This window comes from Cutibacterium avidum 44067 (assembly GCF_000367205.1).
Classification (GTDB): Bacteria; Actinomycetota; Actinomycetes; order Propionibacteriales; family Propionibacteriaceae; genus Cutibacterium; species Cutibacterium avidum.
Genome location: NC_021064.1, coordinates 2,372,978 through 2,389,372, shown reverse-complemented (window position 1 = coordinate 2,389,372; position 16,395 = coordinate 2,372,978). Strand labels below are relative to the sequence as shown.

Sequence of the window (16,395 nt, the reverse complement as noted above, 5' to 3'; positions counted from 1 at the left end):
TCCTAGGAATCGTCTCGTTCTCGCACGCAGCTAGGACGGCACACGGTCACTTCAGGTGATCCTTTTCCATTTCTGCCGGCAGGGTGTCGGGGACACCAATCACGTATCCTCGTGACATGGCCACCGGTAGCAAGGGCACCTCGGGCAAGGGCTCGTCAGCTAGCAGACACTCGTCGGCGATAGTCTTCCTCACCATTCTCCTTTTCATCATGAAAGACAGCGCCTTCGATGGGATCATCGGCTTGGTGCTGTTCGCAACGGTGATCATGTGGATCGTCCAGGCGCAGAAGGACAAGAAAAAACGCAAGACCGGTTGGGATTACGAACACGAATCTGGCTCGGACGACCAAGAACTGCGGATCCTGAGTCCTGGTTCCTTGGGGCAGAAGAAGGTCATCGAGCGGCGGCCTCACACATCGGCGAAAGTTACTGACCCGCTGTCGGACCTCTCAGCTGACAAGTTGCTCAGCGATTCCTTCACCGCCCTGACCGACGCGCTCTCAGGTATTTCTGACGACTCCGAGAAGCACGACGAACCTGCACGTCCTCACCCTCATCAGACCCTTCCGACACCGTCGTATTCGCAGTGCTCGTCGCCTCCTGCCCCAGATTCAGGTGAAGACGTCCCCGAATCCTCGGGGATTGACAATTACGAACCCCTTCCGTCCGAGGTCGCTGCCCCTCGTTTCGACGCAGCGAGTCTTCCAGCTCCCGACGCACCCTCCGCTCTCCTTGTGCAGGGCGCGCATCCATCGACATCCCCGAAAACTTCCTCTAATCCCCGGAAGACCTCCTCTACCGCAGGCACGAAATCCCCCAGCAGCCTTGGCACAGCAAAACTCGTCAAGGATCGTCGTTTTGACGACATGCATCGCGGTTCGGCTGCCATTTCCATGACCCGCGAATCATCGACCATGCCCCTTCATGACGCCTCGGAGGACCACGGCTCGTGTCTGTCCGCCTCGTCCCTCTTCTCTCAGGACTGACAACCTTCGACATGTGGCCGATTCTCACTGTGCAGCATGAAAAGTCTCCAGTGCTCCAGGGGATCTACACGAACCTGCTCCGCCCCTTCTTGAGATGACAGTTTTCGCACCCGCGTCAACCCATCTAGGGCACGCTGCAATGCTCCCAGCCGAAGCACCGGCAGCCGCGCCTCACACCGGGACGAGTACCCCCTGATGTCGACGCCACAATGCTGACCTGATGGTGTCAAGAACCAGCTCCGGAGCTTCGCGGATCATCATCGGTGTCACGCGGATGACACGCCACCCAGCCCCCGCCAGGAGCGCATGACGCCGAGCAGTCATCTCGTAATCCCGGGGCTTCCCATGAAAGGTGTAGCCATCAACCTCGACGATCACCTTCTCGTGCTTGAACCAGAGATCGGGGAAGAGCACGCGTCCGTTGATCCACAACCTCTCATTCGCCCTCCACCCGTTGACTCGATACTCGTGCAAGAGCGCATGAAGCTCCCGTTCAGCTACCGACCAGGGTCGATCGAGGAGCTGCCTCAAAACCTCTTTGGTGGTTCCAGGCGACACCTTACGGGCCAAGCGACGTCGAGCATCTCGGAGCTCCTCAGGACTCACCCATCCTGCGCGGAGGGATGCCGTGGCCGCTTCCCAGTCCCCCCGAAGGGCCAACCAGAAGCACGTATAGGCATGAGTCGTCCTGAATCCATTACGGTCGTCAATGATCGACTCGCGTCCGGCTCGGTGAAAACGTAGCCAACTCCTCCTTGGCAGCCGGGGCATCGCATGCGGGATTATGACGTCGATCTCCGTGACATCAACGTCTCTCATTCCCGCCAAGTAGAGAGCGGCACGCCCGGTGAAGATTGCATTTGGTCGCCACAGCATGACGGCCCGCATCCAGGCATCAGGTCGCCGCACTGCATCCGTTGTCATGACGATGCGTGGCAGGGGTCTGATGACCCAACCTTCTCGTGCGGCTTTACGCGCCTGTCGCGCAACTCGGCCCACTGAACTGATTTTCGCCACGCCACCGCTGGCCTCAAGGATGTCAACTAGTTCCATATCTTCAGTTGTCGTTTCCGGGCGGGCGTTTCAGTCATCCAATGTGAAATTTGTGGATAACCCTGCGATCGGGATTCGGCGTTATCCACAGGCATCTTCCCAAGTCGACGGCCCGGGCCTCGTCCCGTCCCACCGAAAACCGTCGATCCGAACGTGATGCCTGCACCCCAATGCTCACGGCTCCAGCGAGATGACAGTTTTCGTCCGTGCCCCCCACGGAACCGTGACATTCCGGCAGATCATTTGTCAGGAGTAGACACCCTGCGTCATTCCCGCCACCAGTACTCATTGACGAAAAATCCCGACACCCCACCCAGTCCCGTCACCCACCTGCAAAGTAGGCTTGCGGCATGGCAGAGATGCGCATTGAGAAAGACAGCATGGGCGAGGTCGAAGTACCCGCCGAGCATTACTGGGGCGCCCAGACACAGCGCTCCCTTCACAACTTCGAGATCGGTCGTGACACCTTCGTCTGGGGCCGAGACATGATCCGTGCTCTCGGAACCCTCAAGAAGTCCGCGGCACTGGCCAACAAGGAACTGGGTGAGCTGCCGGGCGACGTCGCCGACCTCATCGTCCAGGCCGCTGACGAGGTCATCGCCGGAAAGCTCGATGACGAGTTCCCACTGGTCGTCTTCCAGACCGGTTCGGGCACCCAGTCCAACATGAACACCAACGAGGTCATCAGCAACCGCGCCATCGAGCTGGCTGGGGGCGAGCGCGGCTCGAAGAAGCCGGTCCACCCGAACGACCACGTCAACCGCGGCCAGTCCTCCAACGACACCTTCCCGACGGCCATGCACATCGCCGTCGTCTGCGCTCTCAATGAGCGCCTGTACCCCGCCGTCCAGCAGCTTCGCGACACCCTCGACGAGAAGGCCAAGAAATACGACGACGTCGTGATGGTTGGCCGCACCCACCTGCAGGACGCCACCCCGATCCGGCTCGGCCAGGTCATCAGCGGCTGGGTCGCCCAGATCGACTTCGCCCTCGACGGCATCCGTTACGCCGACTCCCGCGCTCGCGAGCTGGCCATCGGCGGCACCGCTGTCGGCACCGGCCTCAACGCTCACCCCGACTTTGGCCCGACCGTCGCCAAGCATGCGACCGAGGAGACCGGCATCGAGTTCAAGCAGGCCGACAACCTCTTCGCCGCACTGAGCGCCCACGACGCTCTGGTGCAGGTCTCCGGGTCCCTACGAGTTCTCGCCGACGCTCTCATGAAGATCGCCAACGACGTTCGCTGGTACGCATCCGGCCCCCGCAACGGCATCGGTGAGCTCCTCATCCCCGAGAACGAGCCCGGCTCCTCGATCATGCCTGGCAAGGTCAACCCGACCCAGTGCGAGGCCATGACGATGGTCGCCACCCGCGTGTTCGGCAATGACGCGACGGTCGGTTTCGCCGGTTCTCAGGGCAACTTCCAGCTCAACGTGTTCAAGCCCGTCATGGCTCACGCCTGCCTGGAGTCGATCCGCCTCATCGCCGATTCGTGCATCAGCTTCGACAAGCATTGCGCCTACGGCATCGAGCCGAACCCCGACAAGATCAAGGAGAATCTCGACAAGAACCTCATGCAGGTCACGGCTCTCAACCGTCACATCGGTTACGACCTGGCTTCAAAGATCGCCAAGAACGCGCATCACAAGGGCATCAGCCTGCGTGAGTCCGCTCTGACGATCGGTGGCATGAGCGAGGAGGACTTCGACAAGTGGGTCGTTCCCGCCGACATGACTCACCCCAGCGCCGCTGAGTGATTTTCGCCGCCCCAACGACGTATCGGGCCGGTCACTGCATTGACAGTGACCGGCCCGATGTTTTTATACACGGCAGGAAAGGGACAGGAGGAGCAAGCGTCCTCAGGGCGCGACGCTGCCCTTGACCGGTCCGAGGGTCCCCATAGGGGGAACCCCACCGAGGATGGAATCCATGCTGCTGAAGTCCTATCGGACCCCAGCTGGCATCAGCCCTTGACGGCGCCGGCGGCGAGTCCGGACTGCCAGTAACGCTGGAGCACCAGGAACAAAATCACCAGCGGAATGACACCAATGACAGAGGCCAGCATCACGGCACCCTTGTCCGGGGCGAAGTAGGCCATCATGCCGTAGAGGCCCTGGGTCACCGGCTGCAGACTCTCGTTGGTGATCATCATCAACGGCAATAGGAAGTTGTTCCACGTGGCGACGAAAATGAACAGGAAGATCGTCACCATGGCAGGAGCCAGCAGGCGCAATACCATCGTGGAGAAGATTCGGAATTCGCCAGCCCCGTCGATGCGAGCAGCCTCTAGAAGCTCAGTCGGAACCGACGAATCGGCGTAAACGTTGCCGAGGAAGACCCCGAAGGGGCTCACCATCGACGGGATGATCATCGCCCACACGGTATTGACCAGATGCATCTTGATGAACAGCAGGTAGAGCGGAACGGTGAGCAGTGCCACCGGCATCAGCAAGCCGGTCATGATGACGACGAGCAGCACCCGGCGCCCCGGGAACTGGAACTTTGCCATCGCATACCCGCAGGCGACAGAAATGATCGTCCCAACAGCACCTGCCACGGTCGAATAGACCAGCGAGTTGAGGACCCAACGCGGGAACATCCCCTTGGTCCAGGCCATCAGGGAATGCCAGTTGGTGGCCCAGTTGAACTCGCCGAAGGCGAATCCGGGGGTGCTCACGAGATCGGTGTTGTTCTTGGTTGATGCGACGACCAACCAGATGATGGGAAGCAAGAAGTAGCAGGCCACGAAGGCCAGGATCACGAAAGTGATCGTCCTAGCTGTCTTGGAGGGAGCAATGGAGCGCGGCGGCAGCCCCGCCAGCGACGGACGATAGCGAATGCCGTCCTTGGTGACCGCGGTCTTGTCGTGTGCCATGTCAGTCCGCCTTCCTCTGGACGAGGGCATAGATCATTGCGAGCACTCCAGCAACCAACGCCATCATGATGGACACTGCCGAGGCCGGTCCGGCACCACTCGGGCTGATATTTCCGTTCATGGTGTTGTAGGCCATCATCATCGGGGTGTAGTCACGCGGCATCCAGGTTGCCACGGTGGCCAGAACCGTCGGCTCGTTGAAGAGCTGGACGGTGCCGATGATCGACAGCAGGACGGCCAACAGCGCAGCACCGCGAACCATCGGGATCTTGATCTTCGTCATGATCTGCCATCCGGAAGCACCGTCGATGCGAGCTGCCTCGTAGAGATCCGACGGGATGGCCTGCAAGGCGGCCAAGAAGATGAGCATGTTGTAGCCGGTGAACGTCCACGTCGTCATGTTGGCCATTGAGCCCAGGATGACGTGGGAGCTCAGCAGACTGAAGCCGAGATGCCCGGCGAACGGGGAGATTTCGGGCAGGTAGAGGTAGGTCCACATGATTGCGCCGACGAGGCCCGGAATCGCGTAGGGCAGGAAGTAGGAGAGGCGCCAGAATCCGGGATGGCGCACCAAGTGGGAGTCGATGACCAAGGCCAGGAACAGCGCCGCCAGGATCATGATCGGGATCTGGAAGATTCCGAAGAGCATGACACGACCAATACCGTGCCAGAAGGCCGGATTTGTGCACACCTCCTGGAAGTTCTGCAGACCGACGAATTTCTCCACCGTCTGGCCGCCACCGAACAGCCCACCGCCTTCGGCAACCTGCTTGTGGAAGCCTGCCCGGATGCTCTCGATGATGGGGGCAATGAACACGATGATGAAGACGACGGTGAACGGCAACGCGAAGAGCCAGCCGGTCAGCGCCTCGTGTCTGGCCTTTCGACTGGCCATCGTGGTTGAGGACATGACGTCTCCTGTGAGGAATTGTCACGGTGTGGATCGTCTCGCACCGTTCGTGAGGTGGCCAATTGCCGACCACCGGGAACCGCGTCCGTGGCGGACCAAAAATGTCTGCTGGGGTGAGGGTCGGGGCCTCTTGGAGCTCAAGAGGCCCCGAGCTGACGAAAATCGTCCTCCCGATCCGCGCTCGTCATGCGACAGATGGGATCTGGAGCCGGGAATTGATCCCGACCCCAGTCGACATCACTCGTTGACCGGAAGGCCGGCGTCCTTGAGCGCCTTGACCGAAGTGTCCTGAGCGGTCTGGAAGATGTCCGAGACCTTGGCCTTGCCGGCTGCGGCATCGGCAGCCTTCTCATTCATCTTTGTGCCCACAACGGCGAATCCGGGGATGTAGCCGAACTTAGGAGCGAGCTTCTCGTTGGCCTTGGCGAGCTCAGCCATGACGTCCTGTCCGCCGAACTGCTTCTTCATCTTCTCGGGGGTGGTTACCTGGCCCTTGGCGGCGGGAACCAGCCCCTGGGTGGCAAGGTCATCGACCTGGGTGTTGAACCAGTCGTTGAACTGCATCGCCTGGGCGGCGTACTTGCAGCCCTTGACCACCGCCACGCCGGAACCACCGTCAGGACCGGTCAGCTCAGAGCCACCGAAGGGCGGCAACTGAGCCACACGCCACTGGCCGTTGTAAGGCGTCTTGTCCAGGGCGTCGAGCATGAAGCCGGTCTCCCAGGCAGCAGCAATATTGCCGATGAGCCTTCCGTTGACGAGAGCCTTCGTGTAGGCGTCGCTCCAACGGGCGTCGGTGAGGGCGCTCTTGTCGTCGAGGGCCTTCTGCCAGAAGTCAGCAACGACCTTGGTCTTGTCGCCGTTGGTGTCAACCTTCCACTTGTCACCCTCGGCGGAGTACCAGACGGCACCAGCGGCAGCCGCCTGGGCGGACAGCGAGTTCTGGGCCTCATCGGGCTCGAACCCGAGGATGTACTTGCCCTTGGCAGCGGCTTTCTTGGCAGCGGCGAGCAGTTCATCGGAGGTCTTCGGAACCTCGATGCCGAGCTTCTTGAACTCAGCCTCGTTGTAGACGTAGACCAGCGGGCCGGTGTCCTGGGGGAGACCGACGACCTTGTCGCCGACCGACATCTGCCCGTAGGCGCCGGAAAAGTGGTCCTTGTACTTCTCAGCCTCGCTGGTGACGTCCTGGACCAGGCCCTTGACGTACATGTCCGGAACCTCGGCATATCCGGCCTGCACCAGGCAAGGGGCGGTTCCGGCCTTGACGTCGGCCTCGAGCTTCGGCATGAGCTCGTTGGCCTTGCCCGGGAACTTCGTCGTCTCGACCTTGATGTCGGGGTGTTCGGAGTTCCACTTCTTGACGACGTCAGCAACCTTCGTCATGCCCTCGCCGTCGGGAAGACGATGCAGGTACTTAATGGTGACCGGGCCGGACGCAGATGTGGCAGCGGACTGCGAAGCGCTCTGGCTCGACGACCCGGATCCCTCCGAAGAACTGCCACAGGCACCGAGAACGAGCGTTCCGGCGACCATCGCAGCCACAGAGGCCACCCGACGAGTACGGCGTGTGATCATGTCAACCCTCTTCCTTGAGCGTCAGGACGCGGAGAGCCCGCATCCTCGGGATGTTGACCGGCGTGTGGGGGAGACCGCCTTGGAGTCCGCCACAAACGTCGTGTACACGTGTACACTACGACATGTCACCCCACTCCGACAAGTGGGGGCCCACAATCGGAGCGTCGCCGATGACGATCCGGGGACAAAAGGAGGATTGCCGATGAGCGAGGACACGGGTCGGCCCACCATGCATGACGTGGCTCGGGTGGCCGGCGTATCCCATGCGACGGTGTCACGAGTTCTCAACGGTCACACCAATGTGGCCCCCGCAACTGCTCGTGCCGTGGCTGACGCGATCATCACCACCGGTTACGTACCCAATCGGGCAGCAAGGTCACTACGGGTTCAGTCAACTGACACCGTGGTCCTCGTCGCTCGCGAGAACGTCAATGTCTTCTACACCGAGCCGACCCTGTCCCCGATGGCATCCGGCGCGAATCTTCGTTTGTCGGAGCACGGCTACCAGATGCTGCTTGCCCTCGTCGATGATCCTCGCTCGGCAGAACGTGTGGGGTCATTGATTGCCGGAGGATCCTTCGACGCGGCGATTCTGGTCGCCATGACCAACGAGGATCCGCTCGTTGCACGCCTCATGGCGACAAATATCCCGCTCGTGACCGCATCGACGCCATTACCGGGATCGGACATCCCCTCCGCTGACACGGACAACGTCGGAGGCGCCCGAGCCATTACCGAACGGCTGGTGGCCACTGGTCGGTCGAAAGTGGTCGCCATTGGTGGGCCTTCCTGGGCACCAGTCACCCCGTTGCGTCTCGACGGGTTCCACCAAGGTGCGAGAAATGCCGCGCTCGGGCACACCACGGTCGATGGGTGGACCCTCACCGCAGGCGAACGGGCAATGTCCGAGCTCCTCCAGCGCTACCCGGATCTCGACGGAGTCGTCGCGGCCTCCGATCTACTCGCCACCGGTGCGATCCGCGTCCTCAACGAAGCTGGGCGGCGAGTACCGCAGGATGTTGGCGTCGTCGGGTTCGACGATGCGCCGGCTGCGACCCTCAGCGATCCGCCATTGTCAACCGTACGAAGTGATGCCAGGGCGACCGGAGCCGCCCTGGCAGACATGGTGGTTGCACAGATTCGCGGTCAGGAACTCCCCCAACGCCACCTCGTCATACCGAACGAAGTGCTCTGGCGGGAGTCAGCCTGAGACGTCACACCGCCGACGGACGCTGCAGGTCGGTGTAATTCACCGCCTTGGCATCCAGCAGATCGACAAAATCGTCGAAGCCGTTGACCTCCAGCCACTGACGTTCGGCCTCGGTGATCGGGACGCCCAGGAGCCAGTGCACCTTGAGATCACCAATTTCCACCCGGTCGAGTTGAGGGGTGGTGAATGGATGACACCACATCAGGTGCGGGGTGGTGGAATTCGGCGCGTACATCGACACGACGTCGCCGAAGACAATTCCCGGGGCCATCGGCCAGTGGTCACGCAGCACCGCAAAGGCGCATGACCCCAGAACCTTGCCCATGACGTCGGAGCCGGGAGCGCCCACGACCATGAGTTCGGCGCGAATGTCACTGCTGGTCCCGTCGACAAGGGCTATTGAGTTCGGCTCGGCGTGCAAGCTCACCGTCGACCAGGTTGACCATCCCGGTGCAGGCGCGTCCGCGAAAGACAGGACGTCGATACGAACTTCTTCAGCGGCATCGACCATGCCGTCGGCGCGCGGAGTGCCGCCGACGGCCTCGACCACGGCCTGGGCAACCTGAGGGCCAGTCGAAGGCATCTGTGTCGGCTCGGCCAGATGCTCGGGCAGGTCTTGCGGATCCAGCGGTCGCTCTGCGGCCGGCTGATCACCGCCGGGAAGGCGTGCTGCAGGGGAGACGTTGTCGTCACTCATGCCTTGATCCTGTCATGTTGATGGCTCGGACGCGTCTAGGGAGGGCTTTTTCTTGCCCGGAGTGGGAAGGTGGAAGTGTTACCAAGAGCACATCTGTCACCTGAACCCGACCGCGAAGGGAGACCATGCCTCCGCTGAAATCCGACGTGTGGACCTGGGACACGCTGATCCACATCCTCATCATCATCGCCCTTGCGATAGTTGCCCGCTGGCTGCTACGCAAGGGCGTCGACTGGACGATTCGCCTCATGGTGTCGCGCTCGGAAAAGCGCGAGGCCACCATGCCCGGGCGCACCCGCCGCATCCTCGCCGAAGCGACAGGTGCGACTCTCGACAGGCAGAATCAGCGCACGACGACCGTCGGCGGACTGCTCTCGAATGTCGGCGTTGCCATCATCATCATCGTCGCCCTGCTGTCGGGATTCAGCACCATTGGCATCAAGATCACCCCAATCCTGACCTCCGCCGGAATCGTCGGCGTAGCCCTGGCCTTCGGCGCGCAGACGCTCGTCAAGGATGTCCTGGCGGGACTTTTCATCATCTTCGAGGACCAGTACGGCGTCGGTGACGCGGTGAAGATCAACGAGGTGGAGGGCCTGGTCGAGGACGTCGGCCTGCGCGTGACCCGAATCAGGGACTGGAACGGTGCCGCCTGGTACCTTCGAAACGGGGAAATCACCAAGGTCGGCAATGTGACTCAAGGATGGACGACCTCGTTCACCGACATCAAGGTGCACGCCTTGGAGGACCCGAATCAAGTCATCCGGGTCATCCGGAAGGTCCTCGACGATATTGCGGTCGAATTCGAAGGCACCCTGCTCGACAAGCCCCTGGTGTTGGGAGTCGGCGACATCACCGGCGACACCATGACCTTCCAGGTGATGACGAAGTGCATCGCGAACCAGCATCATGACGTGCTGCGCGCCCTGCGCCGTGAGTGCAAGGACGCTTTCGACGCCGCGAGAATCCGTGGAGCCTTTTGATCCGGCGGCCCGTTTTCATCACGACATGACACCTGCCATCACCATGGTGTGACACCGTGCCCCGAAACGACTCTCAAATGCGGTCCTGGACTTCTCCCTCGGCAAGAGTCCTTCCCAATGGAACGACAGGGCAGGAACGGCTGATGACGAAAAATCACACCCCGCTGACCATCAAGGGCGTGTCGAAATCATTCTGTCGCTCAGCCAGGGAAATTGTTCACGCGGTGAACGACATCTCCTTCACCGTCGACCACCATCGACATGCCCCTGGGCCTGACCCGCCCGGACAACGTACGCCTCGAGGTCGCCATGCACGTTCCTGGTCTGGTCATCACCGGACTGGCGTTCTTCGACAACGTCTTCATCCCATTGAGCGACACCATGCCCACCATCGGACGATGGGGCCCCCGCCTACGACATCACGGCTCTTGCCCGCTGCCCGTTGACCAACGGCATGGACATTGGCGGTGGCCACGACTCCTTGAGGGTTCTTCCAACGATCCCAGAACAACTTCCCGCTCCGGTGCGATTTTCCCCTTCAAGGCACCAACGCCGTCACCGGGGTGACGGAAGAACGCGCATGACGATGAGAATTCTCATTGCCGAGGACATCGATCTGGACCTCGCCGCCACCGCGATGTGAAGGGGTCACTCTCTCTCATCACCGACCGTGAGACCGAAATCCTGGGAATGGTCGTGGATGGCTCTGCCGAACGTGCGTCGTCAGCAGGGGAGAGGGTCAGCGTCCGAGTTCCTCCCGCACCGCCTGCTCCACAGCCTGGCTGAGCAGCAATCCGGCCTTGGCCATCGACTCATCCGGATCCGGCTCGATGTCCGACAAACAGATGATTCGTTGGAATGCCCCGCGCTTGTCCCCGGGGAGGTCGCATTTTCCACAGACTGCCCACACCGGCACCCCGGCATCGAGAGCAATCTTGCGGATGGTGTCGGGGAGCTTCCCCAGGAGAGTCTGCCGGTCGATCCGTCCCTCCCCGGTGATGACCAACCCTGCCTCGGAAATTTTTGACACCGCCTTTGCCCATCCGAGCACTGCAGCTGCTCCTGGACGGTACTTCGCGCCCAGACAACGGAGCGCCCAGCCAACTCCACCAGCGGCACCAGAGCCAGGGGCGTCCCGGTACGCGCTACCAATGGCCGCCTCCATGAGATCAGCGAGCCTGGTCAGACCAGCTTCAGCAACCTCGATCCCTTCCTCGTCCAGTCCCTTTTGCGGACCGAAAACTGCTGCTGCACCGCTCGGCCCCAGCAGCGGTGAGGTGACGTCACATGCCACGGTCAGTTTCACTCCCGACAGCTTTCGGTTCAACCCGGACAGATCGAGGCGCGAGAGTTCCGGCAACCCCGCTGCGCCGGGAGAAATGGGCGCCAAGTTCTTGTCGAGCAAGCGCACCCCGAGGGCTTCCAGCATCCCCGCACCGCCATCGGTGGAGGCCGAGCCGCCGACCCCGACGGTGATGTCAGTCGCTCCACTGCGCAGCGCAGCCGCAATGACCTCCCCGAGGCCGCGACTGGATGCCACCAACCCGCGTCGAGGGGTCGGTGGTCCGGACACCCTGTCAGCCCTCTCCAGACCACAACAGGTGGCCATCTCGATGACTGCCTGGTTGTCGCGCAAGGCATAGTCGACTTCGGCAAGGTCACCGGTCGCCCCGTGGCACTTGACGGTTACGGCGTGGAACCCAGCTGCCAGAACAGCCTCCACAGTTCCCTCACCGCCGTCAGCAACTGGAATCGTCATGACCTCACGCCTCGGGTCAGCTGCGGAAAACCCTCGCTGTACCGCCCGGCACGCCTTGCCGGAGCTCAGAGAGCCCTTGAACGAGTCAACGGCCACAACCACAGGTGCATTCGGATCAGGACGCATGGTCTCAGCATGGCATGCGGACATGTTGGCTCCCGAAACTGGCCCCATGACCTTCGCTGAACATTTTCGCCGCGTCGCATCGATCCTCGTCACGAGATCTGCCCGACACACATGATGTCGGCACTTTTCGTCACACCCCGTAAACTCGGTGTCATGGTGAATCGCGCCTACCTGTCCCTGAGCGTTCTTGCCCTCGTGTTGTGGGTGGCCGCGTACCGTCATCTACCCGGCTGGGCGGCTGGAGTGACGCTGGCGTGCGTCGTGTTGTTCTCCCTGTTCTGCGAGTGGTCCCGAGTGCGCACCCTGGCCCGCATTGGCAAGTCCCGCGGCACCAACCACCAGAGTTCACGCGATCGCAAGTTGTCCTGACAAGGCTGTTGACCATCCCCGTGACACGGTTTCCGATCACGCTGGCTTCAGCACTTCCCTTCCAGCTCGCCAGCTTCGTGACCGCCGCAAAAGCCAATGTCGCGTAGGCTGTCTGCCGCCATGCCTGAAAAAAACGTCAACAGCCCCTCGACGCTGCCCACCGCCCTGCACCCAACCCCCGATGAGTCGGGGATGACCGTGCCGCAGCTGCTCCAACACCGCATCGATGTGCTTTTTGAGCAGGTGCCGCTGGTCGCTGAACTGGGCAAGGTCTTTGCGCAGGCGGGTCACGACCTTTATCTCGTCGGGGGGTCCGTCCGCGACGCCCTCATGGGCCGTCTTGGACACGACCTTGACTTCACCACCGACGCTCGCCCCGACACGACGGAGGCAATTCTTCGCAGCTGCACCCATGCGACATGGGGCATCGGCCGAGCCTTCGGGACTATCGGCGCCCAGATCGACGACTGGGTGGTGGAGGTCACCACCTACCGCGCAGACGCGTACCACCCTGACTCCCGCAAGCCCGAGATCGTCTACGGAGACACCCTCGAGGACGATCTCATCCGTCGCGACTTCACGGTCAACGCGATGGCATTGCATGCCATGACTCGAACATTCTCCGATCCCTACGCCGGACTCGCCGACATCGTGGCGGGAGTTTTGCGCACTCCCTTCCCGCCAGAGCGGTCGTTCAGCGATGACCCGCTGCGCATGATGCGAGCTGCACGGTTCACCTCCCAGCTCGGCTTCACCGTCACCGACGAGGTCCGTGCCGCCATGACTGACATGGCCCCACGCATCGAGATCATCTCCGCCGAACGTATCCGTGACGAACTCTCCAAGACCCTCCTCACTGACCACCCGCGCGCGGGCCTCGACCTCCTGGTCGCCACTGGCATCGCTGACCATGTGCTCCCCGAGCTGCCAGCCTTGCGTCTAGAACGCGACGAGCACCATCGTCACAAGGACGTCTACGAGCATTCCCTGACAGTTCTAGACCAGTCCATCGACCTCGAGAAGCGCCGCGGTCACGAGCCCGACCTCACCGGTCGTCTGGCTGCTCTGCTGCATGACATCGGCAAACCGCCGACACGTAAATTCGAGCCCGGCAGCAAGGTGAGCTTTCACCACCACGACGTCGTGGGAGCAAAGATGGCCCGCAAACGTCTCAAGGCCCTCACCTACCCCAGCCAGGTCGTCAAGGATGTGTCAAAACTCGTCGAACTGCACCTGCGCTTCCATGGCTACGGCGACCAGGGGTGGACGGACTCGGCGGTGCGTCGTTACGTCCGTGATGCTGGCGACCAACTGGAGCGTTTGCACATCCTGACCCGCTCTGACTGCACTACCCGGAATCGTCGCAAGGCCGAGCGGCTGGAATTCGCCTACGACGACCTCGAGAGGCGCATCGCCGACCTCACCGCCAAGGAAGAGCTGGCTGCGATTCGTCCCGACCTCGACGGCGAAGAGATCATGGCCACCCTGGGCATCAAGCCCGGCCCAGCGGTCGGCAAGGCCTACAAGTTCCTCCTCAACCTCCGCCTCGACGAAGGCCCGCACACTCCTGGCGAGGCAAAGGCCGCACTGCTGGCGTGGTGGGCCGAGCAAGAGCACTGAACCTCACGCGGACCACGGTTCAATCCCGTCCCCGGCCAACTACCATGACAAACGTGTCACCTGCTTCCCGCCTTCGCCCAGCCGCTTGGCTGGGGTTGTTGATGGTCCTCACGACCGTCTTCGCGGGATCTTCCCCTGCCCAGGCACGTACCGCGACAGAATTGGTCAAGGTGACGATTACTTCTGTCAGCCCACCGACAGGGGATCCCAAAACTCCCATCACCATCAAGGGGACGGTGACAAATACCTCTTCGGTGTCGATGACATGGGTTCAAGCGTCGTTCTGGCGCTCCCAGGACCAGATCAACGACACCCGGGACCTTTCTGACCTGCTGGCATCCCCCGCCACCGTGCCGGTTGGCATGCGGTGGTATCGGGAGCCCAACGAGGCGTCAATTTTCAACATCACTGACCCAGAGGCCAACCAGACCTTCAAACCAGGCGACAGCGAGTCCTTCACCGTGACTGGAACACCAGCCCAGATGGGGTTGACTTCACCCAACGCCGTTGACGCGATCGGCGTCCACGTGCAGGCGTCCCCCGAGAACCAGTCGCGCAGAACTGTCGGACGAGCACGAGTACTCACGGTGCTCTCAGATGCTCACACCAGCGCGAACCTCGCCCCCGTCATCGTGCTCTCGACCATGCCCACCCGCAGGATCGACGGCACCTTCACCGACGAGTCGCTCGCGGATGACATCACCCATCGGCTGAAGCCTCTTGCTGAAGCGGCACACACCCGTAACGCAACAGTTCTCGTCGATCCAAGTCTCATCGACGAGGCCAGGGCGATGGCCTCGGGATATCGCGTGGCTGGCAAGGGCACAACCACCGTCGAGGGCAAGGGCCAGCAAACAGCCAGAGAATGGCTCGACCTCGTCGAACCATTACTGACCACCGGCCAGGCATATCGCCTACCGTACGGAAATGCCGATGTCATTGGAGCGGTTCGGCAGGGCCGCCCCAACGTTCTCTTGACGGTGAAACACGCACTCGACCCCTCGAATCCAGCCGCGAAGTTACCGTTGGCAGTCGTCGACCCAGCGGCTGAGCTCGACAAGTCCTCGTTCAAGACCCTCACCAAAGAACTCTCCCCCGCACTGGTTCTGACATGTGCAGCATCGGCTCGTGACGGCGTCCGGGAGGAGTCCGGAGTCAAGGTGATCGGTCTGGCCGACACCGCCCGAACCGACGGCCATCCACAGTCCAACAGCGATCCCCAGCGGCGCGGAATGCTGCTGTCCCAGGCCCTCCTCATGACTCACGAGTCGATTCCGGCGGTCACCCTCGTCACCACCGTCAACGATGTTCAAGCCACTGCGCCGGTCGGTTGGCTGCACCTGCAGAATCTCTCGGCAGTTCTCACTGGAGCCAAGCCGGGCCTTCGGCTACCGGGAACACGCGCCGGTGACATCACCCTGAAGGACCCTTGGTGGCGCGTCCAGCACGACGTCGGGATCGATTCAGACGACTGGTCCGACCTCGTGGGAGCCCCCACGGAGGCGACCTCCTTGACCTCGGCGAAATTTGTCAGCAGGTCGTTGTCGTCGTCACTCCAGGATCGTGAGGCATGGGCTACTGACGTCATGCGCCCAGCGGCGGACGCCATGGCCGGCAAGGGCCTGGTCCTGCATTCAGCCCCGCAGTTCGTGATGTCCTCCTCGACCAATGACTTTCCCCTGACGGTCACGAACTCGCTCGCACAGACGGTTCACGTCAAGGTCGTCGTCTTCTCAGAAAACCCGCAGCGCATCGACATCCCGGACACCCAGGTCGTCACGATCCAGCCCAGGGAAACGCAAACCATCAGGTTCGCCCCGAAAGCAAGCTCAAATGGAGTCGTTGAGATGCAGGCACACCTGTCGACTCCGTCAGGACGCATCCTGGGGTCCCAGACCAGTTTCGTTGTCAAGGCGACTCAGATGGACGATGTCGGCTGGATCATCATTGTGGTGTCGGCGCTGGTGCTCATCATCGCCACGGTGCTGCGCATTCGTCAGGTGACCGCGAGTTCCCGGCGTCAGGCCGAATCCAACGGTGAGTCCCAGACCAGTGGCCCCACCGCTGGCTCGACCTCCGATGACATTTCTGACACCACACCTTCCCCTTCGACAGTAGAGGATCCTGACACGGCCTCGGACGACGATTCTGAGCATCACCTCCCCACCGGTGAGGGCAACCTCGCCGAGTGACAATCCCGGGGTTTGCGGCACGGATCGGTATCGTTGA

Annotated in this window: 14 protein-coding genes; 7 read left to right on the top strand and 7 right to left on the bottom strand. The window is 61.9% G+C overall.

Annotated features, from left to right (window positions below; all coding sequences use genetic code 11):
* Positions 1-116: 116 nt before the first annotated feature.
* Complete coding sequence (locus PALO_RS10875; protein WP_023032117.1) at positions 117-986, top strand: hypothetical protein; 870 nt, start codon at positions 117-119, stop codon at positions 984-986.
* Between the two features lie 171 nt (positions 987-1,157).
* On the opposite strand, the gene PALO_RS10870 is transcribed toward PALO_RS10875, so the two are convergent.
* Positions 1,158-2,039, bottom strand: coding sequence for an endonuclease domain-containing protein (locus PALO_RS10870; protein WP_004809929.1), 882 nt, complete (start codon positions 2,037-2,039; stop codon positions 1,158-1,160).
* A gap of 350 nt (positions 2,040-2,389) precedes the next feature.
* On the opposite strand from PALO_RS10870, the gene fumC reads away from it, so the two are divergent.
* Positions 2,390-3,796, top strand: a complete 1,407-nt coding sequence (gene fumC / locus PALO_RS10865) for a class II fumarate hydratase (protein WP_004809931.1) — start codon at positions 2,390-2,392, stop codon at positions 3,794-3,796.
* 206 nt (positions 3,797-4,002) lie between these two features.
* Here the strand turns inward: fumC and PALO_RS10860 are convergent, their stop codons facing one another.
* The 3 genes from PALO_RS10860 to PALO_RS10850 all read right to left on the bottom strand — a co-directional run bounded on the left by PALO_RS10860 (position 4,003) and on the right by PALO_RS10850 (position 7,378).
* A complete protein-coding gene (locus PALO_RS10860; protein ID WP_004809933.1) occupies positions 4,003-4,914 on the bottom strand; it encodes a carbohydrate ABC transporter permease in 912 nt (303 codons plus the stop codon).
* Position 4,915: 1 nt separating this feature from the next.
* A complete protein-coding gene (locus PALO_RS10855) occupies positions 4,916-5,809 on the bottom strand; it encodes a carbohydrate ABC transporter permease (protein ID WP_174266656.1) in 894 nt (297 codons plus the stop codon).
* 252 nt (positions 5,810-6,061) lie between these two features.
* Positions 6,062-7,378, bottom strand: coding sequence for an ABC transporter substrate-binding protein (locus PALO_RS10850; RefSeq protein ID WP_187290358.1), 1,317 nt, complete (start codon positions 7,376-7,378; stop codon positions 6,062-6,064).
* A 253-nt stretch (positions 7,379-7,631) separates the two neighbouring features.
* On the opposite strand from PALO_RS10850, the gene PALO_RS10845 reads away from it, so the two are divergent.
* Positions 7,632-8,612: a LacI family DNA-binding transcriptional regulator gene (locus PALO_RS10845; protein ID WP_187290357.1), complete on the top strand. Its 981-nt coding sequence runs from the start codon at positions 7,632-7,634 to the stop codon at positions 8,610-8,612.
* Between the two features lie 4 nt (positions 8,613-8,616).
* On the opposite strand, the gene PALO_RS10840 is transcribed toward PALO_RS10845, so the two are convergent.
* Positions 8,617-9,309 carry a suppressor of fused domain protein gene (locus PALO_RS10840; protein ID WP_002526085.1) on the bottom strand — a complete coding sequence of 231 codons (693 nt, stop codon included), beginning with the start codon at positions 9,307-9,309 and terminating at the stop codon, positions 8,617-8,619.
* 125 nt (positions 9,310-9,434) lie between these two features.
* On the opposite strand from PALO_RS10840, the gene PALO_RS10835 reads away from it, so the two are divergent.
* Positions 9,435-10,292: a mechanosensitive ion channel family protein gene (locus PALO_RS10835; protein ID WP_015583582.1), complete on the top strand. Its 858-nt coding sequence runs from the start codon at positions 9,435-9,437 to the stop codon at positions 10,290-10,292.
* A gap of 739 nt (positions 10,293-11,031) precedes the next feature.
* Here the strand turns inward: PALO_RS10835 and PALO_RS10825 are convergent.
* The gene (locus PALO_RS10825; RefSeq protein WP_021108107.1) at positions 11,032-12,225 is read right to left on the bottom strand and encodes a glycerate kinase; all 1,194 of its coding nucleotides are present in this window, start codon (positions 12,223-12,225) and stop codon (positions 11,032-11,034) included.
* 66 nt (positions 12,226-12,291) lie between these two features.
* Here PALO_RS10825 and PALO_RS10820 point away from each other — a divergent pair, with 66 nt between their 5' ends.
* Positions 12,292-12,546: a hypothetical protein gene (locus PALO_RS10820; protein ID WP_036910088.1), complete on the top strand. Its 255-nt coding sequence runs from the start codon at positions 12,292-12,294 to the stop codon at positions 12,544-12,546.
* A 120-nt stretch (positions 12,547-12,666) separates the two neighbouring features.
* Positions 12,667-14,166, top strand: a complete 1,500-nt coding sequence (locus PALO_RS10815) for a CCA tRNA nucleotidyltransferase (RefSeq protein WP_023033231.1) — start codon at positions 12,667-12,669, stop codon at positions 14,164-14,166.
* A gap of 19 nt (positions 14,167-14,185) precedes the next feature.
* Here the strand turns inward: PALO_RS10815 and PALO_RS12540 are convergent, their stop codons facing one another.
* On the bottom strand, positions 14,186-14,428 hold the full coding sequence (locus PALO_RS12540; RefSeq protein WP_187290356.1) for a DNA-binding protein: 243 nt from the start codon (positions 14,426-14,428) through the stop codon (positions 14,186-14,188).
* Between PALO_RS12540 and PALO_RS10810 the strand changes: the two genes are divergently transcribed.
* The gene (locus tag PALO_RS10810; RefSeq protein WP_187290355.1) at positions 14,427-16,358 is read left to right on the top strand and encodes a DUF6049 family protein; all 1,932 of its coding nucleotides are present in this window, start codon (positions 14,427-14,429) and stop codon (positions 16,356-16,358) included. The genes PALO_RS12540 and PALO_RS10810 overlap by 2 nt on opposite strands.
* Positions 16,359-16,395: the final 37 nt, after the last annotated feature.